Source organism: Janthinobacterium kochi (assembly GCF_051380715.1).
Taxonomy (GTDB): domain Bacteria; phylum Pseudomonadota; class Gammaproteobacteria; order Burkholderiales; family Burkholderiaceae_D; genus Janthinobacterium.
On sequence record NZ_JBNYXO010000011.1, the window covers coordinates 125,424 to 148,583 of the forward strand.

A 23,160-nucleotide genomic window follows, 5' to 3' on the forward strand; every position below is an offset into this window, starting at 1 on the left:
ATGCTGAGCAACCTCTCCTGGAAACTGAACCGCTTGCGCGCCATGGGGGCGCCCGAGGTGGCGCACCGCGTGCGCGATGCTGTGCAGCAACGGTTGCAGGCGCGCGGCTATGGCCTGGCGCTGGTGCCGCCGCCCGCCGCGCGCCAGTGTTTCGGCGCGCCATGGCTGGGCTTGCCCATTGATCCTGCGCCGCACCTGGCGGCAGCCGAACGCATCCTGGCAGGCCGCTTCGACGTCTTCGCCCTGCGCGATGCAGAGCTGGGTTTTCCGCCCGAATGGAACCGCGATCCGAAGACGGGCACCGTGGTGCCGCTTGGCTTTGGCAAGACGCTCAATTACCGCGATGAAGCGGTGGTGGGCGACATCAAATGCTTGTGGGAACCGAACCGCCACCTGGCCGTGGCCGACCTGGCGATGGCGTACCGCCTCGGCGGCGACCTGCGCCATGCACACGGCGCGCAAGCCTTGCTCGAATCGTGGTGGCAGCAGTGTCCGTATCCGCTGGGGCCGAACTGGAGCAGCGCGCTGGAACTGGCCTTGCGCCTGATCAGCTGGTCGCATGCGTGGCACTTGCTCGGTGGTATCAATAGCCCCTTGTTCCAGGGCGCGCAAGGGCAAGCGTTCCTGCAGCGCTGGCTCGACAGCATCTACCAGCATTGCCACTTCATCGCGGGGCACTTTTCGCGCCACTCATCGGCCAACAACCACCTGTTTGGCGAATTGACGGGCTTGCATATCGCCGCGCTCACATGGCCGTGCTGGCCGGAAAGTGCCGGCTGGCTGGCGCAGACGGAACACGAGCTGGAAGCGCAGGCGCTGCAACAGAACGGCGCGGATGGCGTGAACCGCGAGCAAGCCATTTACTATCAACACACGGTGGCCGATGAAATGCTGCTGTGCGTGCTGGCGGGCCGCGCGAATGGCCACCCCCGCTCAGCCGCTTTCCTGCGACGCCTGGAAGCCATGCTGGAATTTATCGCCGCCATGACGAATGTGGCGGGCGAGGTGCCGATGATCGGCGACGCCGATGACGCGCTGCTGGCGCACTGGGACAAGGCGCCCGGTGCGAACCCCTACAGCTCGCTGCTGGCCAGCGGCGCGGCACTGTTCGGCCGCGCCGACTTCAAGGCCAAGGCGCGCACCTTCGACGAGAAAAGCGCCTGGCTGCTGGGCGCGGCGGGGAGCCAGGCGTTTGACGCCTTGCCGGACGTTGCGCCCGAGTCCTTGCCGCGCGCCTTCCCCGATGGCGGCTATTACGTGATGGGCGCGCGTTTCGATACGCCGTCCGAAGTGCGCCTGATTGCCGATGCCGGTCCGCTGGGTTACCTGGGCATTGCCGCGCACGGCCACGCCGATGCGCTGGCGCTGACCTTATCGGTGGCGGGCCAGATGGTGCTGGTCGATCCGGGTACCTATGCGTATCACACGCAAAAGCAGTGGCGCGATTATTTCCGTGGCACCAGCGCGCACAACACCGTGCGCATCGATGGCCGCGACCAGTCCGAGTCGGGCGGCAACTTCCTGTGGCTGCGCAAAGCCAGGGCAGAATGCCTGGCGTGGCGTGACGATGCCGACGGGCAATTCTGGAGCGCCAGCCATGACGGCTACCTGGGCTTGAAAGATGCCCTGTTGCACCGGCGCGACGTGCGCGTGGCGCCCGGTGCCGCGCTGATTGTGGTCGACGATGTGCTCGAATGCCAGGGCGCGCATGAGGTGGAGCTGTTCTGGCACGTCGATCCCCGCTGCCGCTTGCAGCTGGACGGCCATGTGCTGCGCGTGGCGGGCGATACCTTCTCTCTGGACATGCATTTGCCGTCGTTGCCGGATGCCTCCGTGCAACTGGTGTGCGGCAGCGACGATCCACCGCTGGGCTGGATGTCGCACCGCTTCGATGAAAAACAGGCTGCTCCTGTGCTGGTCTGGCGCGGGCGGCTGCAAGGCACGGCCACCTTGCACACGGAGTTTCACCTGAATTCGGCTACCCCTGATCTGTCAGAAAATACGAGGAAAACATGAAAATTAGCATATTTGGTTTGGGTTATGTGGGTGCCGTCTCGGCCGGTTGCCTGGCAACGGATGGGCACGAAGTGATCGGCGTCGATCCGAACAGGACCAAGGTGGAACTGATCAACCAGGGCACCACGCCCATCATCGAAAAAGACATCGGCGAGATGATCGCCGCCACCGTGAAAAGCGGCCATTTGCGCGCCACCTTCGATGTGCGCGACGCCGTCTTCGGCTCGGACATGTCGCTCATCTGCGTGGGCACGCCTTCGCAGCTCAATGGCAACCTGGACCTGAGCCACGTGCGCAAGGTGTGCCAGGAAATCGGCGCCGCCATCCGTGAAAAGGATACCTTCCACGTCGTCGTGGCGCGCTCGACCATGCTGCCCGGCTCCATGCGTTCGCTGGTGATTCCGACCCTGGAAGCGGCGTCGGGCAAGGTGGCCGGCGTCGATTTCGGCGTGTGCAACAACCCGGAATTCCTGCGCGAAGGCACGGCCGTCTACGATTACTACCATCCGCCGAAGACCGTCATCGGCGAATCCGATGAAAAGGCTGGCGCCTTGCTGGTGCAACTGTATGAAAAGATGGATGCGCCACTGGTGCGCACGGACGTGGAGACGGCCGAGATGGTCAAGTACACGGACAACACCTGGCACGCCGTCAAAGTGGCGTTCGCCAATGAAATCGGCAATATCTGCAAGGCCGTCGGCATCGATGGCCACAAGGTGATGGAAATCTTCTGTCAGGATACCAAGCTGAACCTGTCACCGTACTACATGAAGCCGGGCTTTGCCTTCGGTGGTTCGTGCCTGCCGAAAGACGTGCGCGCGCTGACCTACAAGGCGCGCAGCCTGGACCTCGATTTGCCGCTGCTCAACTCCATCCTGCCATCGAACCAGCGGCAGGTGGAAAAGGGCATCAAGATGATCGTCGACAAGGGCGCGCGCAAGGTGGGCATCCTGGGCTTTTCGTTCAAGGCCGGCACGGACGATTTGCGCGAATCGCCGCTGGTCGATGTCATCGAGTATCTGCTGGGCAAGGGCTATGAGCTGAAGCTGTACGACAAGAACGTCAACCTGGCTGCCTTGACGGGCGCCAACCAGGATTACATCTTGAATCACATCCCGCACATTTCCAAGCTGATGGTGACGAACATGCAGGACGTGCTGGACTTCGCCGACACCATCGTCATCGGCAATGGCGCGGCCGAATTCAAGAGCGTGCCGGGCAGCCTGAAGCCGCACCAGCACATCGTCGACCTGGTGCGCATTAGCAAGGAACAAAGTGGAGAACAGTATGACGGCATCTGCTGGTAACACCGTGGCCGGCCAGCCGCGCCGGGTGCTGATCCTGGTGGAAAACCTGCCGTCGCCATTCGACCGGCGCGTGTGGCAGGAAGCGACCACCCTGCATGCGAACGGCTATGCAGTGTCGATCATCTGCCCCACAGGCAAGGGCTACGAGTCGCGCTACGAAGCCATCGATGGCATCCATATCTACCGCTACCACCTGCCGCTGGAAGCGGAAGGGGCCAAAGGTTATCTTGTGGAATATTCGCTGGCGCTGTTCCACACCTTCCGCCTGGCGTGGAAAGTCCATTTTGCCCGTGGTTTCGACGTGGTTCACGCCTGCAATCCGCCTGATTTGCTGTTCCTCATCGGCGGCTTCTTCAAGTTGACGATGGGCAAGCGTTTCCTGTTCGACCACCATGACATCAACCCCGAGCTGTACGAAGCCAAGTTCGGCCGGCGCGATTTCTTTTACAAGCTGATGGTGCTGTTCGAGCGCTGGTCGTTCCAGAGCGCCGACGTGTCGATCGCCACCAACGAGTCGTACAAGAAGATCGCCATCGAGCGGGGCGGCATGAAGCCCGAGGATGTCTACGTGGTGCGCAGCGGGCCCAAGCTGGACCGCTTGCGCGTGCTGCCGCCCGTGCCGGCACTCAAGAAGGGCCGCAGCTACCTGGTCGGCTACGTGGGCGTGATGGGCGCGCAGGAAGGCATCGATCTGCTGCTGCAGGCGGCGCAATACATCGTGCAGACTTTGCAGCGCGAGGATGTGCACTTTGGCCTGGTGGGCGGCGGCACCTCGCTGGAACAGATGAAACAGATGGCGCAGGACCTGGGCATCGCCGACTACGTGACGTTCACGGGGCGCGTGCCGGATCAGCAATTGCTGGAAATGCTCAACACGTCCGATGTGTGCGTGAACCCGGACGTGGCCAACGACATGAACGACAAGTCGACCATGAACAAGATCATGGAATACATGGCGCTGGGCAAGCCGATCGTGCAATTCGACCTGGTCGAGGGCAAGGTGTCGGCGCAGCAGGCGTCGCTGTATGCCTTGAAGAACGACCCCATCGACATGGCGCGCAAGATCGTCGAATTGCTGGACGACCCGGCCCGCCGCGAGCAGATGGGGGCGTTCGGCCGTCATCGCGTGATCAATGAGCTGGAGTGGGAATATGAAGCGCCCAAGCTGCTGGCCGCGTATGCGCGCCTGTTTCCCGCCGCCGCGCCCGCCGCTCCCGTGGTGCTGAGCAAGGATGGCCACTGATAACGCCGAACAAAACCGCCGCGAGCGGAGGCACGTTTGGCTGAGAAGCGCAGCTGTGCTTTGGTGCCGCGAGCATCGGCGGCCGCAACCTGCGGCGCGCAGCAGGTTTTGTTCGGTGTTCCAGGGCGCGCGGCGTGCTGGGTGGCATGCTGATCGCCTGAAGGATTATAGTGTCGAGCGTGCATGCTCCCCAATAAACTGTTTTTGAAATGAAACCATGAAAATTTACCCAGTCATCCTGTCCGGCGGTTCGGGCACCCGTCTATGGCCGCTGTCGCGCGCCGTGCTGCCCAAGCAGTTGCTGCCGCTGGTAACGGAGAAGACCATGCTGCAGGAAACGGCGCTGCGCGTGACGAGCCTGCCCAACCGCCGTGCCGGTGATAACGGACTGGCCGATGTCGACGTCATGCCGCCGCTGGTGGTGTGCGGCAATGAGCACCGCTTCATGGTGGCCGAGCAGCTGCGCGAGATCGGCTTGCCGCCGCTGGGCATCTTGCTCGAACCGGTGGGGCGCAACACGGCGCCGGCCGTGGCCGTGGCCGCGCAATACCTGCTGGCCATCGACCCGCAGGCGCTGATGCTGGTCTTGCCAGCCGACCATGTCATCACCGATGTTGCCGCGTTTCACCAGGCCATCGTCCAGGCGGCACTGCTGGCGGCCGATGGTGCCCTGGCCACCTTCGGCATTGTGCCGACGGCACCGGAAACGGGGTATGGCTACATCCGCAGCGGCGCGCCCGTGAGTGCGGGTGCCGCGGGATGCAAGGTCGAGCGTTTCGTGGAAAAGCCGGACCTGGCCACGGCGCAAGCGTTCCTTGCCGCCGGTAATTATTTCTGGAACAGCGGCATGTTCATGTTCCGCGCCGAACGTTATCTGAGCGAGCTGGGGCAATTCCAGCCGGCCATGCTGGCCGCCAGCGAGGCCGCCGTGCGCGACGGCTATCGCGACCTCGATTTCTGCCGCCTGGAAGAGAAGGCCTTCGCCGCCTGCCCATCCGATTCGATCGACTATGCCGTCATGGAGCATACGGCGCATGCGGTGGTGCTGCCGGCCGCCATCGGCTGGAGCGATGTCGGTTCCTGGTCGGCCCTGTGGGAAGTGCAGCAGAAGCAGGCTGACGCCAACGGCAATGTGGTGCGCGGCGACGTGTATCTCGATGGCGTCAGCAATTGCCTGGTGCGCGCCGAGCGCCGCATGGTGGCCGTGCTGGGCGTGCAGGACTTGATCGTGGTGGAAACGGACGACGCCATCCTGGTGGCGCACAAGGACCAGGTGCAGCGCGTGAAACAGGTGGTCGATCACTTGAAGCAGGCGGGACGCAGCGAGCACGTGCAGCACCGCAAGGTGTACCGCCCATGGGGCAGCTATGAAGGCATCGATATCGGCGAACGCTTCCAGGTCAAGCGCATCACCGTCAATCCGGGCGGCAAGTTGTCCCTGCAGATGCACCATCACCGCGCCGAACACTGGGTGGTGGTCAGCGGCACGGCCAGCGTGACTTGCGGTGACAAGGTGACCTTGCTGACGGAGAACGAATCGACCTATATCCCCATCGGCATGACGCATCGCCTGGAAAATCCTGGCAAGCTGCCGCTGCACCTGATCGAGGTGCAGTCGGGCAGTTACCTGGGAGAGGACGATATCGTGCGCCTGGAGGATGTCTACCAGCGCGCCTGATGGCGATATGATCAAAGGGCAGCCGTGCCCCTGGCCGCCTGCCTCCGATTCCTTCTTACCGGTACACTGACCCTTGCGCAACTTCCTTTGTCTTTCGCTGGCGCTGGCCGCCGGCGTCGCCCATGCCGATACCCCTGCTGCAGCCGTGACCCCTCCCGGATTGCAGCCGTCGCAGCTGGCCATCGTCATCAATGATGCCGAACCCAACAGTGTCGAAGTGGGCGAGTACTACCGCAAGGCGCACGGTATTGCGGACGCCAATGTGGCGCACGTGAATATCCCCAACCGCCCGAGCAAGCTGAGCATCGATCAGTTCGCGCAGTTGAAGGAACGCATCAATGCGCAGCTGAAACCCGAGATCCAGGCCGTGCTGATGGTGTGGAGCGCGCCATACGCCGTAGAATGCAATGCCATCACTTCTGCTTTTACCCTTGGTTATGATGGGGATCAATGCGCGAAGACCTGCGGCCCAGGCAAGCCCAGCGTATATTTCAACAGCGAGGTGGCGCAGCCATACAGGCAGCTGGGCTTGCGCCTGTCGATGCTGCTGCCCATCGATTTCGTGGAAGAGGCCAAGGCCGTGGTGGATCGCGGCACGGTCATCGGCTTTTCCGTGCCGGCCGCCAGCGCCTATTACCTCACGACCAGCGATGCTGCACGCAACAGCCGTGCCGCTTTCTTCCCGCCGGCCGGCGTGGTGCGCCAGCGCAAGCTGACCATCAAGAACCTCAAGGCGGACAGTCTGGAAGGGGCGCAAGACATCATGGTGTACCAGACGGGGCTGGCCAAGGTGGCCAAGCTGGAAACCCTGCGTTTCCTGCCCGGCGCCCTGGCCGATCACCTGACCTCGTTTGGCGGCGACTTGCAAGGCAGTAGCCAGATGAGCAGCCAGCGCTGGCTGGAAGCGGGCGCGACGGCCAGCTATGGCACCGTCAGCGAACCGTGCAACTATTGGCAGAAGTTTCCCAATCCGACTGTGCTGTTGCGCCGCTACCTGTCCGGCAGCACGGCACTGGAAGCGTACTGGGGCAGCGTGCTGTGGCCGGCCCAGGGCCTGTTCATCGGCGACCCGCTGGCCGCCCCGTACGCGGGCTTCCGGCGTTGAGGCCTAATTCCTTCAGGCAATAAAAAAAGGCCCTTGCGGGCCTCTTTCATGGTGCAGCGCTATTTGCTCTTGCGGCGGCGCGCCAGGGCGACGAGGCCCAGTCCGGCCAGCAGCATGGCATAGGTTTCCGGTTCCGGCACGGCTGGAATTTCCGGCGTCACGGCTGGAATTTCCGGCGTCACGGCCGGAATGTTCGGCGTGACGGGCATGATGCTGCCGCCTGTGAAGCCACCGCCCGAGCCGCCACTACCAACGCCACCGCCAGTGGCAGGCAAGCCTTCGCCGAGCGACGACGAGAAGATCAGTGGCGCAGCGGTGTCGTCGCTGCGGCCCTGGTTGTACAAACGGCCCGGGCCGCGGTATCCGGCGGCGTCATTGAAGGGACGGTTTTCTTCGGAGGCGACGAAATCGCGCGTGGCAAAACGGTAGTTGCGGTCGCTACTGGCGAGCGCCTGGCGCGGCTCGCTGGCGTCGGCATCGGCAGGCAATTGGCGCGTGGCCAGCCGGTGCTTATTGTCGGCCGATGGGACGTTGCGAAATTCCTGGTCGGACATGCTGCCGTCAAATTCCGGTGTCTTGTTCTTGCCGTCGCCGAGGCGATTGCCGAAGCCGATGAAGCCGTTGGCCAGGCTGCAGGCGCTGTAGGTGCCGTCCAGATTGGCATCTTTCGCATTGCCATTCGCGGCCTGCGTGCTGGCCTGGCAATTCTTTTCATTCTTTTGCTCAGGCGGGGCCGTTTGCGCTTGGGCGCTGGCGCCGAACAGCATCAATGCTGCGGCCAGCAGCAAGGGACGGGAAGAGGCTGGCGTGAAAATTGCTGTTGGCATGATCGATCTCTCAAAAAGCATGGAAGGGTGCGTTGCTCAACGCGTGTATCCACATGCGATTGTTGTCACGCCCGTCCAGGCTGCCGTTGCGAGCAAGGCCGGGGGTGCACTTCAAGGTCAGGCATGGATAGGGCCTGCACTACTGGGTCTGATGTTGCCGCCCAATTCCTTATCAGGAACTAAACTTATTTGTTTGAATTATATCATATTGTGCGGCCGAGTACGCTCCGGCATTGCTGTGCAAAGCCCGGCGTTGTTGAAAGGAGACTGTCGGCAAGCGGCTGCCAGCCTGGATACCGCTTGAGCGTTACTCCGTTCAGCTTAATGAAATGTCATCAACTCGTCATGCCGGCTGTTTAATATGTAAATCACAATTTCGTCATCATTTTATCAAGACCAGGCTGCCAGCGCCTGCCCGGGCTGGCGCACCCAGGCTTACCTTTAACTGATCAGGAAAACCATGAATGCCCACCTTGCCGCCTTGTCCATCTCCCCCTTGTCCCTGGGTAAACCCTTGCGCCTGACGGTCATGGCCGCCGTGCTGGCCAGCCTGTCCCTGCCAGCCCTGGCTGCCTCCGACGTCGTCATCAGCCAGGTGTATGGTGGCGGCGGCAACACGGGTGCCGTGTACCGCAACGATTTCATCGAGCTGTTCAACCGCGGCGCCAGCGCCGTCAACCTGAGCAACTGGAGCGTGCAGTACGGCGCCGCCGCCAATACGAGTTGGTCCGTGACGGCCTTGCCGGCTATCGATTTGCAAGCTGGCCAGTATTTGCTGGTCCAGCAAGCCAAGGGCGCGGGCGGCACGCAAGACTTGCCCGCGCCGGATGCCACGGGCGGCCTGGCCTTGTCGGGCACGGCGGGCAAAGTGCTCTTGAGCAATAGCAAGACGGCGCAAACGGGCGCCAGCCCCACGGGCGCAGCCGTCATCGACCTGGTCGGTTTTGGCACGGCCAACGGCTTTGAAGGCGCCGTGGCGCCCGCGCCGTCGAATACCCTGTCGATTGCACGCGCGAATGGCGGCTGCGGCGACACGGACAATAACAGCGTGGATTTTGTCACCGGCAGCGTGACGCCGCGCAATACGGCTTCGCCGCTGAATGTGTGCGGCGGCCCCGTTGTGCACCAGATCGTCACCAGTTGCCCGGCCAGCCTGGCCCTGGCCGTGGGCAATGGCGGCAGCGCCGTGCTGCGCGCGGCCGATGTCGATGGCGTCGTGAATGCGGCAAGTGTGACGTCGCCGGCCGTGGCCGGCATCAGCCTGGCCAGTTTCAGCGCGGCCGGCGTGGCGGGCGAGAGCGCCACGGTCAGCCTGCTGGTGGCCGCTGGCGTGCCGGTGGGTAATTATCCCGTCATCGTGAGTTTCAGCAACGACCAGCAGCAAAGTACCAGCTGCAAGATCGATGTCGCCGTGCAAGGCCTGGCCGCCGTCAGCCACACGATTCCGCAGATCCAGGGCTCGGGCGCAGCCAGCCCCTACGCCAATTCCGTGCAAACGACCGAAGGCGTGGTCACCCTGAAAGTGGGCACGGGCTTCTTCATTCAGGATGCGGCCGGCGATGGCGATCCGTCCACCTCGGACGGCATCTTTGTCTACACGGGAGCGAATGTCACCACCGTGCAGCCGGGCGAACTGGTGCGCGTGACGGGCACGGTGGTCGAATACACGCCCACGGGCGCGAAAAATTCCTACACAGAATTGAAGGACGTGACGGCCACCCTCGCGCAAAGCGCCGGCCACCGTATCGTGCCCACGAATGTGACCTTGCCAAACGACAAGCTGGCCGCCGTGGAAGGCATGCTGGTGCGCTTCACGCAACCGTTGACCGTATCGCAAAACGCCTACCTGGGCGCGCGTGGCGAGTTGACCCTGTCGGCGGGACGGCGCGAAGTGCCGACCAACCGTCATCCGGCCGGCTCGATGGAGGCGCGAGCCTTGATCGCGGCCAATGCAAACAACCTGATCGTCCTCGATGATGGCATTTTCGTCACGCCGCCCACCATTCCGTACATCGGCCAGGATGGCACCGTGCGCAGCGGCGACACGGTGTCCGACCTGACGGGCGTGGTGGATTTTGGTGCCATCGGCGGTGGCGGCGCCGCATACAAATTGCAGCCGACGCAGACGCCGCAATTCTCGCGTGACAACCCGCGCACGGGTAGCCCGGAACTGCCATCCGGCAACGTCAAAGTGGCCAGCGCCAACGTGCTCAATTTCTTTACGACCTTTACGAATGGCAATAACGTCTTTGGTCAGACGGGGCAGGGCTGCACCGTGGGCGCCTCGACCACCAAGTCGAACTGCCGCGGCGCCGACAGCCTGGCAGAGTTCGAGCGCCAGCGCGACAAGATCGTGGCCGAGCTCAAGGCCATCGATGCGGACGTGGTGGGCTTGATGGAAATCCAGAATAATGGCGAAATTGCCGTCACTTACCTGGTCGAGCAGCTCAACGCGGCCATCGGCGGCGTCACGTATGCCGTGGTGCCGAAACCGGCCGCCACGGGCACGGATGCCATCCGCGTGGCCATGATCTACAAGCCAGGCAAGCTGGGGCTGGTGGGCGGCGCCTTGTCGGACGCCAACGCCATCAACAACCGTCCGCCCATGGCGCAAACCTTCCAGGCCGGCAATGGCGAGAAATTCTCGCTGATCGTCAACCACCTGAAGTCGAAGGGCAGCTGCCCGGCAAGCGGGCTGGACGCGGATCAGAACGATAGCCAGAGCTGCTGGAACGCCACCCGCGTGCAGCAAGCCCAGCGCCTGGTGGGCAGCTTCGTGCCGCAGGTGGCGAGCACTGCCGGCGACGCGGACGTGCTGGTCATCGGCGACTTGAATTCGTATGGCGCGGAAGACCCGATCCAGGTCATCACGGGCGCCGGCTTCGTCAACGAACTCGAGCGTTTTGTGCGGCCGTCCGGCATGCCGTATTCATATGTGTTTGGCGGCCAGAGCGGCTACCTCGACCATGCGCTGGCCAGTGTCAGCCTGAGCCAGCAAGTAGCCGGAGTAGCCGAGTGGCATGTGAATGCGGACGAGCCGGAAGTGATCGACTACAACATCGACTCGGCCAGGCCGCAAGACCTGTACAACGCCTTGCCTTACCGCGCCTCGGACCACGATCCTGTCGTCATCAGTCTGGACTTGCAGCCCGCCTACCGCGACATCACGGCTGGCGTGGCGCAAGCCAGCTCGGGCCTCGCGTTCAATCGCGTGACGCAAAAGTATACAGGCACGTTCTCTTTCACCAACACGGGCAGCAGCGCCTTGGCCGGCCCGTTCCAGGTGGTGTTTGGCGGCTTGCCGGCTGGAGTCAGCCTGGCGAATGCCACGGGCAGCCATGCGGGCGCCGCGTATGTCACCGTCAACGCCGCCAGCCTGGCGCCGGGCGCGACGGCCTCGTTCGCCGTCAGTTTCACCAATCCGTCGAAAGTGACGATCCGTTATTCCGCCAGCATCTACGCCGGCAACTTCTAAGGACACTACCATGTTGACAAGCAAACTCCATCCGTCCCTGCGCCGCGCCGTGCTGGCTGCCGTGCTGGCCGCCAGCAGCAGCCTGGCGCTCGCCGATCCGCTCGGTTACCGCGTGGAAATCGACACCAGCGCGTTCTCGGGCGCCGGTTTCCTCGATTTCGCCTTTATCGCCGGCAATAGCCCCGCGCCGGGTGCCAGCGCCTTGCTCAGCAATTTCTCGGGCGCGTTCGGCGCGCTGGCGTCGCAGGAAGGCAATGTCAGCGGCAGCGTGCCCGGTACCTTAATCTTCGGCAACAGCGGTGCCTACAACGACTGGTTTCACAACGTGACCCTGGGCGGCAAGTTCGGTTTCAATATCGTCTTTGGCGGCGACTTCCTGAACACGGCCGGCAACGCGGGCACGACCTTCGGCGTGGGCTTGCTCGATGCCACGGCCACGTCCTACCTGGGCAATGCGAATGGCAACTTGCTGCAATTCGAACTGACCCCGCTCAACGGCGGCTTGCCCGCCAGCATTACCGGCAGCACCTATGCCGGCATCGCGACGATCTCGGCCGTGCCGGAAGCGTCGGAATGGATGATGCTCACGGGTGGCCTGGCGCTGATCGGTTTTGCCCTGCGCCGCCGTCAGGCCGTGTGAGCCTTTCGGCACGGCGCACGTCGGTGCGTCATGTTATTGCGCGGGCTTAATGTTGCGGGGCGGACCCGGTGGCCCGGTGCGTGCCGCCGTCGTTGACATGCTCGTCGGTATTGGGAGAGACCCGCGCGACGAGGGGACTGGCGCGCAGGCGCTTGACCTCGGCCGGTGTGAGCAGGGCGGCAAAGCCGTCCAGGGCGTTCGTGTAGCGGTATTGCACTGGGGCGTCAGGCACTAGCGCCAGCACGGCGCGCTGCCGTTCTGCGCGCCGGGCCGCATCGCCATCAGCCTGCGGCGTCCGGGGTGTGGCTGTCAATTGCACAATGTAGGCGTGGCGCGGGGGCGCCGCCGGCGCGGCAGGCAGGATACAGGCGCTGGCCAGGATGGCAAAGCTCAGGCGGAAGGCCTGCATGGCTGCTCCTCGGTGCGTGGTGGCGGCACGGCCGCCCATGTGCCGATTGTACGCGTACCACGGGGCGGGGCAAGCGGCGCGCGACTTGCGTTAGTGCAAACTTGATGGTTTCCCCGGAGTTTTGTTGTTTTCAGTACAAAGAAAAGATTGTATTAAGTATAAGCGGCATGGTAGCCTGCTATGCATCAGGCAGGCGCGCGCCGCCTGTGCGCAGCCACCAGCGGCGCACAGGCGGCAATGTATTGAAGGTAGGCAAGAAGGAGTTACCGGATGCATGCAGCACACAGGCAGAACCTTGCGGCAACGCGCCATGCGCGTGGCTTTACCTTGCTCGAACTGTTGGTCGTGATCGTGATCATCGGCTTGCTGGCGGCCTATGTCGGCCCCAAGTATTTCGCCCAACTGGGCAAATCGGAAGTGACGGTGGCCAAGGCGCAGATTGAAGCATTTGAAAAATCACTCGACACCTACCGCCTCGATGTGGGGCGCTACCCCACCACGGAAGAGGGCCTGGCCGCGCTGCTGGTCGCGCCGCCAGCCGCCGGCACGCGCTGGAATGGCCCCTACTTGAAAAAGGCCGTGCCGCTCGACCCGTGGGGCCATGCCTATCAATACCGCGCACCGGGCAGCAAGGGCGAATATGACATCGTTTCCATGGGCAAGGATGGCCAGGCGGGTGGCAGCGGCGAAAATGCCGACATCAGCTCGCAATAAGGCCAGCGCGCCCACTCTTTCGCCACGGACACGCCATCATGCAGTTTGAAGTACGCGCGCTTTCCACGGAGCAGGCAGTCGCCACCTTGCACACCTGCGTGATCGATGGCCGGGACGAAGCCGATGCGCGCCGCCAGGCCGAAGCGCGCGGACTGTTCGTCAGCGCCATCCGTCCCCTGCGCGCCACGCCGTTCAGCGCGGCCGGGCGCCAGCGCGCGCGGGCGCTGCCCTTGCTGCTGTTCAGCCAGGAATTGCTGGCCTTGCTCTGTGCGGGCCTGGGCATCGTCGAGGCGCTGGAAGCTTTGCTGGAAAAGGAAGCATCGCCGGCCACGCGCAGCGTGCTCACCCGCCTGCTGGAAGGCTTGCGCGAAGGCAAGCGCTTTTCCGCCGCACTGGCGGAGCAGGCCGAACTCTTCCCCCCCTTGTACATCGGCATCGTCAAGGCGGCCGAGGGCACCAGCGACTTGCCGCGCGCGTTGTCGCGCTACATCGACTACCAGCAGCGCATCGATACGGTGCGTGGCAAAATCGTCAGCGCCGCCATCTATCCCACCATCCTGCTGGCCGTGGGCGGCGGCGTCAGCACCTTCCTGATTAGCTATGTGGTGCCCCGTTTCGCCGAGGTCTACCAGGGCGCCGGGCGCAACTTGCCGTGGATGTCGCAAGTCATGCTCAGCTGGGGCCAGTTCGTCACGCAGCACGGCGTGCTGCTGTTGCTCGGGCTGCTTATCACCGGCACCATCGTATTTTCCGCCGTGCGGCGCGCGCTGCGCCATGGCGGCGTGGCGCGCCTGCTGGCGAAACTGCCCGGTATCGGCGAGCGCGTGCGCATCTATGAACTGTCGCGCCTGTATCTGACCCTGGGCATGCTGGCCGAAGGCGGCATCACCATCTTGCAGGCGATTACTACCGTGCAAGCGATGGTGTCGCCGGGCATGCAGGCGTCGTTGCAGCAGGCGCGCGGCGCCATCGAGGCGGGCCAGCCCCTGTCGTCAGCCTTTGAGCAGTATCAACTGACGACACCCATTTCCCTGCGCATGCTGCGTGTGGGCGAGCGCACGGGCGACATGGGGCCGATGCTGACGCAGTCGGCCGCCTTTTATGACGGCGAAATCAGCCGCTGGATCGACCGTTTTACGCGCACTTTCGAACCCTTGCTGATGGCTGCCATCGGCCTGGTCGTGGGCGCCATCGTGATCCTGCTGTACATGCCCATCTTTGACCTGGCCGGCGACATTTCATGATGCAAACCGAATCCGTGCCCACCGTGGCCATCGATCCTGCGCTGCTGCAGCGCGCGCATATCCTGAGCCGGCAATCGAAGCGCAGCCTGGTCGAGGAATTGCAGCAACTGAGCGGCATCGAGGCGCGCGCCGTGGTGCGCGAACTGGCGCGCCCGTTCGGCCTGGAGGTGCTGGAAACGGCCGACATGCTGGCGTTGTCTCCCGCCTTCGACCTGCTGCCGCTGTCGCAGGCGCTGGCGCGCCACAGCGTGCTGCTGCGGGCCGCCGACGGCCAGCTGGTGGGCGTGATCGCCGACCCGTTCGACCTCGACCTGCAAACCTGGCTCAGTGCGCGCGCCGGGCAGGGCGCCTTGAACGTGCGCCTGGCGCTGCAGTCCGACATCGCCGCCTACCTGTCGAAGCAGGAGGAATCGGCGCGCGCCGTCGACAGCCTGCTGCCCGGCGCCGCCAGTGACGCGCGGCGCGATGGCAGGACGGCCGCCGTGCTGTCGTTCGCCAGCGTCTCGGAAGCGGCCAGCCCCGCCGTCAAGCTTGTCAACTCGACCTTGTATGATGCGCTGAAGGCCGGTGCTTCCGACATCCACCTGGAAAGCACGGCCGGTGGCCTGGCCGTCAAGTACCGCGTCGACGGCGTGCTCGATCATGCCACGTCCGTCAACGGCATCGAAGTGGCCGAACACATCATCTCGCGCCTGAAAGTGCTGGCCGAACTCGATATCGCCGAACGCCGCGTCCCGCAGGACGGCAGCTTCCGCGTCGAGTCGGGCGGGCGCGAAATCGATTTGCGCGTCTCCATCATGCCCAGCATCCATGGCGAGGATGCCGTCATCCGCATCCTCGACAAGCGCGCCATGATCGAAGCGTACGGCGCCCTGACGCTCGAAGCGCTGGGTTTTGACGCGCCGTCGCTGGAAGCCTTGCGCGCGCTGGCGCAGGAAGCCTACGGCATGCTGCTCGTCACCGGTCCCACGGGGTCGGGCAAGACCACGACCCTGTACGCGGCGCTGACGGAAATCCACAACGGACGCGAAAAGATCATCACCATCGAAGACCCCGTCGAATATCAGTTGCCCGGCATTTTGCAAATCCCCGTGAATGAAAAGAAGGGACTGACGTTTGCCAAGGGCTTGCGCTCGATCCTGCGCCACGACCCCGACAAGATCATGGTGGGCGAGATCCGCGACCGCGAAACGGCGGAAATCGCCGTGCAGTCGGCCCTGACGGGCCATTTGGTGCTCACCACCGTGCATGCGAACAATGTGTTTGACGTGTTTGGCCGTTTTACCCACATGGGCATCGATCCGTATGCGTTTGTCTCGGCCCTGAACGGCATCTGGGCACAGCGGCTGATCCGCACTAATTGCCCTCATTGCGTCACCGGGTACACGCCGGACGATGGTGAGCTGGCCAGCGTGGGCCTGGCGCGCGCTGACGTTGAGGAATATCAATTCAAGCAGGGCAAGGGCTGCGGCGACTGCCGCGGCACGGGCTACAAAGGGCGCCGCTCGATCGCCGAAATCCTCGTGCTGACCGATGAAATCCGCGAACTGATCGTCGATAAAAAACCGATCCGCCAGATCAAGGCGGCAGCGTATGCGAACGGCACGCGCAGCCTGCGCCTGGCGGCACTGGAATTGGTCAAGCGGGGCGCCACCACCATCACGGAAATAAAGAGGGTCACCCTGCATGCGTAGAGGTCTTGGACATGCACTGCGCCTGGGCGTGGCGGCGGGCACAGTGAGCCTGTGGCGCAGCAGCCGCTGGCGCGCCCCAGCCTGGACCTTGCTGGGCGAAGCCGCGTATGTGCCGGACGCCGGTCTGGGCCTGCATGGCGACTTTGCCGCCCTGGGCCAGGCGCTGGAACAGATTCTGCCGGCGGGGCAATACGCTCGCTGGCCCTTGTCCGTGGTGCTCGACGATGCGTTGGCGCGCCTGTGGCAGGTGGATCTGCCGCTAGGCGCCGCGCGCCTGGCCGACATCGAGGCGGCCGCCGCGTTGCGCTTCCAGTCGCTGTATGGCGATGTGTCCGGCCTGTGGCACAGCAGCAGCGCCTGGAATGCGCGCGCACCGTTTTTCTGCGCCGTGCCGCGCGCGCTGCTGGCGCAACTGACGCGCGTGGCCGTTGCGCGCAAGCTGGCCTTGATCTTCATCACGCCGCAATTCGCGCGCCACTGGAACCGCTGGCACGGCGCGCTGAAACCGGGCGCCTGGTTTGGCCAGTTGCAGGAGCACACCTTGACCCTGGGCGTGCGTCATGATGGCTGCCTGCGCGCCGTGCGCGCGCTGCCCGTGCCGCCGGGCGCGGGCCAGGATTGGCTGCAGCAGATGCTGGCGCGCGAGGCGCTGCTGCAAGGCGTATCGGCGCCCGCGCTGTTGCAGCTGTGCGGCGCGCCGCCAGCGGGCTGGCTGGCGCCTGCGGGACCGTTCAACTGCCAGATTTTCTTCACGCCAGACGGGGACGGCGCCTGGTCGCCGGCTGCCCAACTGGCCCACAGCGGAGGCGTGGCATGACGCGCCTCGATATCGATTTTGCGCCGCCGAATTGGCGCCGCAGCCTGCACCGCGTGCCCGCGTGGGCGTGGTGCGTTGGCGCGCTGGGCGTGGCGCTGACCGTCACGGCGGCGTGGACTGGCTGCGCCGCGCTGCAGCGCCAGCAGCTGCGCGAGGGGCAGCTGCAGCGCGCGCAGCAGCGCGTGATGGCCGCCATGCAGGGGCCGGCGCCTGCACCGCAAGTGCTTATCGCACCCGCGCAGGCGGCGGCCGTGAATGCGGCCATCCTGCAATTGAACCTGCCGTGGCGCGACCTGCAGGATGCGCTGGCCAGCGCCACGCCACCCGGCATCGCGCTGCTGGCGCTGGAACCGGATGCGCGCAAGCGCGTGCTGAAGATCACGGCCGAGACGACCGGCAGCGATGCCATGGTGGCCTACATCGCGCAATTGAAGCAGCAGGAGCTGTTCGGCACCCGCGTGCAGCTGCTGCGCCATGAAATCAATGCGCTCGATCCGAACAAACCATTGCGCTTCCAGCTCGAAGCACGCTGGGGCGCGCCATGATGGCCATCGACCTCGCGCTCTTGCGCTTACGCGCACAACTGCTGCTGCGCCGCGCGGGCGCACCCGCCTGCCTGGCCCTGGCCTTGCTCGTGCTGGGCATGGCCGCCTGGGCCTGGGCCTGGCAGCAGCACGCCGTGGCGGCGCAGCTGGAGGCGCGGCCCTTGCCGCAGCCATCGCTGGCCGCAGCCATCGTGGCACCGCCGGCGACGGCCAGCGAGAACCTGGCGCGCTTTTATGCCACCCTGGGACAGCAGCGTCACGCGGAACAGCAGGTCAAGCAGCTGTTCGACCTGGCCGCGAAAAACGGCTTGCTGCTGGCGCAGGGCGAATACAAGAGCGGCTACGACAAGGCCAGCCGCGTGGCCACCTGGCAGGTGACGTTGCCGCTGAAGGGCAGTTATGCGGCCGTGTGGCAATTCGCGCTGCAAACGCTGCGCGCCGCGCCCTTCGCCTCGCTCGATGAACTGAGTTTTCGCCGCGAGCAGATCGCCGATACGCAACTCGAAGCGCGCTTGCGCCTGACCTTCTATCTGACCGATACGCCTGGCGATGCGGGAGAGGCGCCATGACCCCGCGCCATAGTCTCATGCTGGCAGGCGTGCTGGGCGCGGGCGCCTTGCTGTTGTTCGGCGAGCGCCAGCCCGTGGCCGAGGTGGCCGAGGCGGTGGAGCGAGCCGTCGTGCCGGCGCGCCATGCGCCCGCCAGGCCGCCAGCCGCGCAGCCGGCCATCCTGGTCCTGCTGCCGCGCAGCGAAGTGGCGGGCGAGGACGGCGACACCTTTGGCGGCGCAGATAGCGTCTTCCAGAGCCAGAACTGGACGCCGCCGCCGCCGAAAATGGCGGTGACCGCTGCGGCGCCACCACCACCGCCGATGGCGCCGCCACTGCCGTTCGTCTACCTGGGCAAGGCGGCCGCCGATGGCGCGTGGGAAGTGTTTTTGTCGCGCGCCGACAAGACGTATATCGTGCGCGCCAATACCGTCATCGATGGCGCCTACAAGGTCGTGACAATCGCGCCGCCCGTCATGACGCTTACTTATCTGCCGTTGAACCAGGTTCAGCAGCTCAACATTGGAGTACTCGAGTGATGCCTCGTTCCTTTTCATCGGCGCTGCTGCCGGTACTGCTGGTGCTGTTGTCCGGCTGCGCCGGGCAGCAAGCTTACCGCGACGGGCGCGAGCTGCTTGCGCAAGATCAGATCCCGGCTGGCCTGCGAAAGCTGCAGGAAGCGCTGCAGCAGGATCCCGGCAATGCACAGTACCGCAGCGCCTATCTGCAGGCGCGCGAACGGGCGACTGGCAGCCGCTTGCAGCAGGCCGAGCGCCAGGCGCAAGCGGGGCAGGATGAGCAGGCGCGCACCTCTTTCATGAGCGTGCTGGAAATCGATGCGCAGAACGAGCGCGCCAACAGCGGCTTGCGCGCGCTCGAACGCGCGCAGCGCCAGGGGAAATTGCTGTCTGAGGCACGCACGGCGTTGGAGGCAAAACAATACGACCCGGCGCGCCAGCGCCTGAACGCCATCCTGACGGAGCAGCCGAACCATGCGGGCGCGCGGGCGCTGCTGCGCGAGGTCGATGAAAAAACGGCGCCGCCCCTCGTCGAATCGGGCCTGGCCAGGTCGTACAAGCAGCCGATCACGATCGAGTTTCGCGACGCGCCATTAAAGCAGGTGTTCGAGCTGATCGCGCGGCGCTCGGGCCTCAATTTCGTCTTCGACAAGGACGTCAAGGCGGACGCGAAAACCTCGATCTTCCTGAAGAACAGCACGGTGGAATCGGCCGTCTACTTCCTGCTGGTGACGAACCAGCTGGAGCAGCAGGTGATGGATGCGAACACCATTTTGATTTATCCGAACGTGGCGGCGAAATTGAAGGAGTACCAGGAAGTGCTGGTGAAAACCTTCTTCCTGGCGAACGCGGACGCCAAGCAGGTCGCCAACACGCTCAAGACCATCTTGAAGACGCGCGACGTGGTGGCCGATGAAAAGCTCAACCTCGTCATCGTGCGCGACACGCCTGAGGCGATCCGCCTGGCCGGGCGCCTGATCGCGCTGCAGGACGTGCCCGAGGCGGAAGTGGTGCTGGAACTGGAAATCCTCGAAGTCAAGCGCAGCCGCCTGCTGGAACTGGGCGTGGCCTGGCCGACGAGCCTGACCCTGACGCCGCTCTCCACCTCGGGCGGGATAGGCCTGACGATCAATGACTTGAATAGGCTGAACCAGCGCAGCATCGGCGTGAGCGACCTGTCCGTGACGGCCAATGTCAACAAGACGGATGGCGATGCGAACATCCTGGCCAACCCGCGCATCCGCGTGCGCAACCGGGAAAAGGCGAAGTTCGTCATCGGCGACAGGGTGCCGGTAGTGACCACCACGATTTCGCCGGGCACGGGCGGCTTTGCTTCGGAATCGGTCAGCTACCTGGACGTGGGCTTGACGGTGAACGCCGAGCCGACCATCTATTTGAATAATGAAGTGGGCATCCGCATCTCGCTGGAAGTGAGCAACCTGGGCGCGGCCACCATCACCCGAAGCGGCTCGACGCTGTACCAGATCGGCACGCGCCAGGCGTCGACCATGCTGCAATTGAAGGATGGCGAAAACCAGGTGCTGGCGGGCCTGATCAACAATGAAGAGCGCAGCTCGGGCAACAAGGTGCCGGGCCTGGGCGACATTCCCGTGCTGGGACGCCTGTTCGGCAGCAGCAAGGATGACAGCCAGAAGACAGAGATCGTGCTGTCGATCACACCGCACCTGGTGCGCACGGTGCAGCGTCCGGAAGCGAAGGAATCCGAATTCTCGGCTGGTACGGAGGGCAGCTTCCGCCGCCGTCCCGACATGGCGGCCAAGGCGCCCACCCAAATGCCGGGCACGCTGATCGTGCGTTCCGGACCGTCGGCAGTCGGCATGCAGCCGGCGCCCGCGCAGCCGCTGATGGCGCCTGGCCAGGTGCCGCCGATCTTGCCACAGACATTGCCGCAGAGCGTGCCCGCGCCGGAAGTGGCGCCGTCGCCCGAGCCGGCTGCGTCGCCTTTGCCAATATCGTCCGGCCAGCCCGTGCCGCTGCAGGCGGCGCCCTTGCCGCTGTCGTCGGGCCAGCCGGTGCCGGTCGTCAAATGAGACTGGCGCGCACGCACGGCGGTTTTACGCTGATCGAGCTGCTGGTTACGCTAGCCATCCTGGGCGTGCTGGGCACGCTGGTGGTGCCCGTCACGCAGGTGGCCATGCAACGGCGCCAGGAGCAGGACTTGCGGCGCGCGCTGCGCGAGATCCGCCAGGGGCTCGACGCCTATAAACGGGCCGGTGACGAGGGCCGCATCCTGCGTGCGCCCGATGCCAGCGGCTACCCGAAAAGCCTGGAGCTGCTGGTCGAGGGCGTCCCGGACCAGCGCAACCCGAAGCGCAGCAAGCTGTTTTTCCTGCGCCGCGTGCCGCGCGACCCGTTCAACGCAGATGCTGGCCTGAGCGATGCGCAAACGTGGGGCAAGCGCAGCTACGCCAGCGAGGCGGCCGCGCCGCGCGAAGGCGACGATGTGTACGATGTGTATTGCACGTCCGGCAAGACGGGCTTGAACAACGTGCCTTACCGTCTATGGTGAACCATGGCCGCTGAAATCCTTCCTGCCCGCGCGCGCGGCTTTACCCTGATCGAATTGCTGGTGGTGCTCGGCATCGTGGCGCTGCTGCTGACTCTGGCCGTGCCCCGTTACTTTCCCAGCCTCGACAAGGCAAAGGAAACCGTGTTGGCAGACAACTTGCGCAACCTGCGCACGACCATCGACCAGTTCCACGGCGATACGGGCCGCTATCCCGATACTTTGGAGCAACTGGTGGAAAAGAAATACCTGCGCGCCATGCCCATCGACCCCATCACGGACAGCGATGCCAGCTGGGTCATCGTGCCGCCGCCCGACGACACGCCGGGCCAGGTGTATGACGTGAAAAGCGGCGCGCCCGGCAAGGACCGCAGCGGCACGCCGTTTGCCGACTGGTAGCTGCCATGCACCGTCCTGCGCGCCGCCAGCGCGGTTTTACTTACCTGGGGCTGATCATCCTGGTGGCCATCCTGGGCCTGGTGGGGGCGGCTGGTCTGAAGATGGGCTCCTTGCTGCAGCGCCAGGCTGCCGAGCAGGAATTGCTCGACATCGGCGCGCAGTTTGTCGATGCGCTGCAGAGCTACGCTGGCGCCACGCCACCCGGCCAGCCGCAGCAGCCGCCGAATCTGGCCGCCTTGCTGCGCGACCCCCGTTTCCCGCAGGTGCGCCGCCACCTGCGCAAGCTGTATGTCGACCCCATCACGGGACGCGCCGAGTGGGGCTTGCTGTACCAGCCCGGCAGCCAGGGCATCATCGGCATGCATAGCCTGTCGTCGTCCGCGCCTTTAAAAGTGGGCAATTTCGAGGCCCGCTTCACTGGCTTCGAAGGCAAGTCGCACCTATCCGAGTGGCAATTTGTCGCCGGTGGCCCCGTGCCACCGGCGGGGCTGGTGCCGGCAGACATGCCCGCGCCGCCTGCATTGTTTCCGCCTGCAGCGCCAGCACCCGCCGTGCCCAAACCCGCGCCGCCCGAGGTGGCGGAGCCGGAAGAAGGGGACGGCGCGCAGCAGGAAGCACCCAATCCGCTGTAACCATAAGTCAATGGAAAGCGATACGGCGAGAACTATTTTCAATAGGAAATTCCCCGGCGTATGCAACCATTTCGTGGAAGAAATACTTATTTTAAATGTAATTGAGATAAAATAATTGCAAGTAATTTAATATCTTTATGCTACCATTCTGTCTGGTACTTTCAGTACTAAAACGGTGGCTGGCCCTACCTGGCGGCCATACATTACTTTAAGGGATAAGTTATGAAATTGAAATTTATCGCGGCCGGCATTCTGGCTGCAGCATCGTTCAGCGCGTCGGCGGCCACTTACAATCTGGGCATCCTGGACCCGAGCGGATTTGATACACGGGCATCCATCACCACCAATTTCGCTGCCAATTCGGTGATCGACGATTTGTGGACCTTTAAACTGCTGACGCCATCGTCGGCGTCGTTCGGTGCATTGCAAACGTTTTCCGTTCCCGATGGCGCAATCAGCAACTTTGCCGCCACACTGGTGGGCTATGGCGACCTGACCTGGGCATCGGTAGCTGGCATCCAGAGCCTGAGCTGGGCGGGGCCGTTGGCGGCTGGCAGCTACGAGGTGCGCGTTTCCGGCTTGACCGGTTTGCAGAATGGCCAATACGTGGGTACGGTATCGGCCTTGCCCGTGCCGGAACCTGAAACCTACGGCATGCTGCTGGGTGGCCTGGCACTGGTCGGTTTCGCGGCCCGCCGCCGCGCCCGCAAAGCCGTTTGATTGTTTTTCAGCCAGAATGACAAAACCCGCCGAGGCGGGTTTTTTTGTTTCTATTGCATGGCTATATGTGCGATTGCGACAACATGCGCAGGACCAGGCGCC

At 64.2% G+C, this 23,160-nt stretch carries 21 protein-coding genes; 19 read left to right on the forward strand and 2 right to left on the reverse strand.

The features are described 5' to 3' along the window. The 5 genes from ACQ4WL_RS21385 to ACQ4WL_RS21405 all read left to right on the forward strand — a co-directional run bounded on the left by ACQ4WL_RS21385 (window position 1) and on the right by ACQ4WL_RS21405 (window position 7,349). A complete protein-coding gene (locus tag ACQ4WL_RS21385) occupies window positions 1-2,016 on the forward strand; it encodes a heparinase II/III family protein (protein ID WP_436511548.1) in 2,016 nt (671 codons plus the stop codon). After that, the gene (locus ACQ4WL_RS21390; RefSeq protein ID WP_436511549.1) at window positions 2,013-3,323 is read left to right on the forward strand and encodes a nucleotide sugar dehydrogenase; all 1,311 of its coding nucleotides are present in this window, start codon (window positions 2,013-2,015) and stop codon (window positions 3,321-3,323) included. The genes ACQ4WL_RS21385 and ACQ4WL_RS21390 overlap by 4 nt, the downstream gene beginning before the upstream one ends. Then, window positions 3,304-4,566, forward strand: a complete 1,263-nt coding sequence (locus ACQ4WL_RS21395; RefSeq protein WP_436511550.1) for a glycosyltransferase family 4 protein — start codon at window positions 3,304-3,306, stop codon at window positions 4,564-4,566. The genes ACQ4WL_RS21390 and ACQ4WL_RS21395 overlap by 20 nt, the downstream gene beginning before the upstream one ends. A 217-nt stretch (window positions 4,567-4,783) precedes the next feature. Then, complete coding sequence (locus tag ACQ4WL_RS21400; protein WP_436511551.1) at window positions 4,784-6,244, forward strand: mannose-1-phosphate guanylyltransferase/mannose-6-phosphate isomerase; 1,461 nt, start codon at window positions 4,784-4,786, stop codon at window positions 6,242-6,244. A gap of 73 nt (window positions 6,245-6,317) precedes the next feature. After that, window positions 6,318-7,349, forward strand: a complete 1,032-nt coding sequence (locus ACQ4WL_RS21405) for a TIGR03790 family protein (protein ID WP_436511552.1) — start codon at window positions 6,318-6,320, stop codon at window positions 7,347-7,349. A 59-nt stretch (window positions 7,350-7,408) separates the two neighbouring features. On the opposite strand, the gene ACQ4WL_RS21410 is transcribed toward ACQ4WL_RS21405, so the two are convergent. After that, window positions 7,409-8,176 (reverse strand): PEP-CTERM sorting domain-containing protein, encoded by a 768-nt coding sequence (locus ACQ4WL_RS21410; protein ID WP_436511553.1) that lies wholly within the window; start codon window positions 8,174-8,176, stop codon window positions 7,409-7,411. A 460-nt stretch (window positions 8,177-8,636) separates the two neighbouring features. On the opposite strand from ACQ4WL_RS21410, the gene ACQ4WL_RS21415 reads away from it, so the two are divergent. Both ACQ4WL_RS21415 and ACQ4WL_RS21420 read left to right on the forward strand, forming a co-directional pair. After that, window positions 8,637-11,651: an ExeM/NucH family extracellular endonuclease gene (locus tag ACQ4WL_RS21415; RefSeq protein WP_436511554.1), complete on the forward strand. Its 3,015-nt coding sequence runs from the start codon at window positions 8,637-8,639 to the stop codon at window positions 11,649-11,651. Between the two features lie 10 nt (window positions 11,652-11,661). After that, window positions 11,662-12,291, forward strand: a complete 630-nt coding sequence (locus ACQ4WL_RS21420) for an NF038129 family PEP-CTERM protein (RefSeq protein ID WP_436511555.1) — start codon at window positions 11,662-11,664, stop codon at window positions 12,289-12,291. A gap of 46 nt (window positions 12,292-12,337) precedes the next feature. On the opposite strand, the gene ACQ4WL_RS21425 is transcribed toward ACQ4WL_RS21420, so the two are convergent. Next, entirely contained in the window at window positions 12,338-12,739 is a 402-nt protein-coding gene (locus ACQ4WL_RS21425; protein WP_436511556.1) for a protease inhibitor I9 family protein, read from the reverse strand. Window positions 12,740-12,970: 231 nt separating this feature from the next. Here ACQ4WL_RS21425 and gspG point away from each other — a divergent pair, with 231 nt between their 5' ends. From gspG to ACQ4WL_RS21485, 12 genes are all read left to right on the forward strand, one after another. Further along, window positions 12,971-13,414, forward strand: a complete 444-nt coding sequence (gene gspG, locus ACQ4WL_RS21430; RefSeq protein ID WP_166447530.1) for a type II secretion system major pseudopilin GspG — start codon at window positions 12,971-12,973, stop codon at window positions 13,412-13,414. Window positions 13,415-13,452: 38 nt separating this feature from the next. Further along, entirely contained in the window at window positions 13,453-14,658 is a 1,206-nt protein-coding gene (locus tag ACQ4WL_RS21435; protein WP_436511557.1) for a type II secretion system F family protein, read from the forward strand. Further along, the gene (locus ACQ4WL_RS21440; protein ID WP_436511558.1) at window positions 14,655-16,352 is read left to right on the forward strand and encodes a GspE/PulE family protein; all 1,698 of its coding nucleotides are present in this window, start codon (window positions 14,655-14,657) and stop codon (window positions 16,350-16,352) included. The genes ACQ4WL_RS21435 and ACQ4WL_RS21440 overlap by 4 nt, the downstream gene beginning before the upstream one ends. Then, a complete protein-coding gene (locus ACQ4WL_RS21445; protein ID WP_436511559.1) occupies window positions 16,345-17,169 on the forward strand; it encodes a hypothetical protein in 825 nt (274 codons plus the stop codon). The genes ACQ4WL_RS21440 and ACQ4WL_RS21445 overlap by 8 nt, the downstream gene beginning before the upstream one ends. Then, window positions 17,166-17,714, forward strand: coding sequence for a ubiquitin family protein (locus tag ACQ4WL_RS21450; RefSeq protein ID WP_436511560.1), 549 nt, complete (start codon window positions 17,166-17,168; stop codon window positions 17,712-17,714). Before ACQ4WL_RS21445 ends, ACQ4WL_RS21450 begins: the two co-directional genes overlap by 4 nt. Continuing rightward, complete coding sequence (locus tag ACQ4WL_RS21455; protein ID WP_436511561.1) at window positions 17,711-18,283, forward strand: hypothetical protein; 573 nt, start codon at window positions 17,711-17,713, stop codon at window positions 18,281-18,283. The genes ACQ4WL_RS21450 and ACQ4WL_RS21455 overlap by 4 nt, the downstream gene beginning before the upstream one ends. Continuing rightward, window positions 18,280-18,801 (forward strand): hypothetical protein, encoded by a 522-nt coding sequence (locus ACQ4WL_RS21460; RefSeq protein ID WP_436511562.1) that lies wholly within the window; start codon window positions 18,280-18,282, stop codon window positions 18,799-18,801. Before ACQ4WL_RS21455 ends, ACQ4WL_RS21460 begins: the two co-directional genes overlap by 4 nt. Further along, window positions 18,801-20,831, forward strand: coding sequence for a secretin GspD/PilQ domain-containing protein (locus ACQ4WL_RS21465; protein ID WP_436511603.1), 2,031 nt, complete (start codon window positions 18,801-18,803; stop codon window positions 20,829-20,831). The genes ACQ4WL_RS21460 and ACQ4WL_RS21465 overlap by 1 nt, the downstream gene beginning before the upstream one ends. Continuing rightward, window positions 20,828-21,310, forward strand: coding sequence for a type II secretion system protein (locus ACQ4WL_RS21470; protein WP_436511563.1), 483 nt, complete (start codon window positions 20,828-20,830; stop codon window positions 21,308-21,310). Before ACQ4WL_RS21465 ends, ACQ4WL_RS21470 begins: the two co-directional genes overlap by 4 nt. Window positions 21,311-21,313: 3 nt before the next feature. Continuing rightward, on the forward strand, window positions 21,314-21,706 hold the full coding sequence (locus tag ACQ4WL_RS21475; RefSeq protein ID WP_436511564.1) for a type II secretion system protein: 393 nt from the start codon (window positions 21,314-21,316) through the stop codon (window positions 21,704-21,706). A gap of 5 nt (window positions 21,707-21,711) precedes the next feature. Further along, complete coding sequence (locus tag ACQ4WL_RS21480; protein ID WP_436511565.1) at window positions 21,712-22,338, forward strand: type II secretion system protein; 627 nt, start codon at window positions 21,712-21,714, stop codon at window positions 22,336-22,338. A 222-nt stretch (window positions 22,339-22,560) separates the two neighbouring features. Continuing rightward, window positions 22,561-23,058: an FxDxF family PEP-CTERM protein gene (locus ACQ4WL_RS21485; RefSeq protein WP_436511566.1), complete on the forward strand. Its 498-nt coding sequence runs from the start codon at window positions 22,561-22,563 to the stop codon at window positions 23,056-23,058. Window positions 23,059-23,160 lie beyond the last annotated feature (102 nt).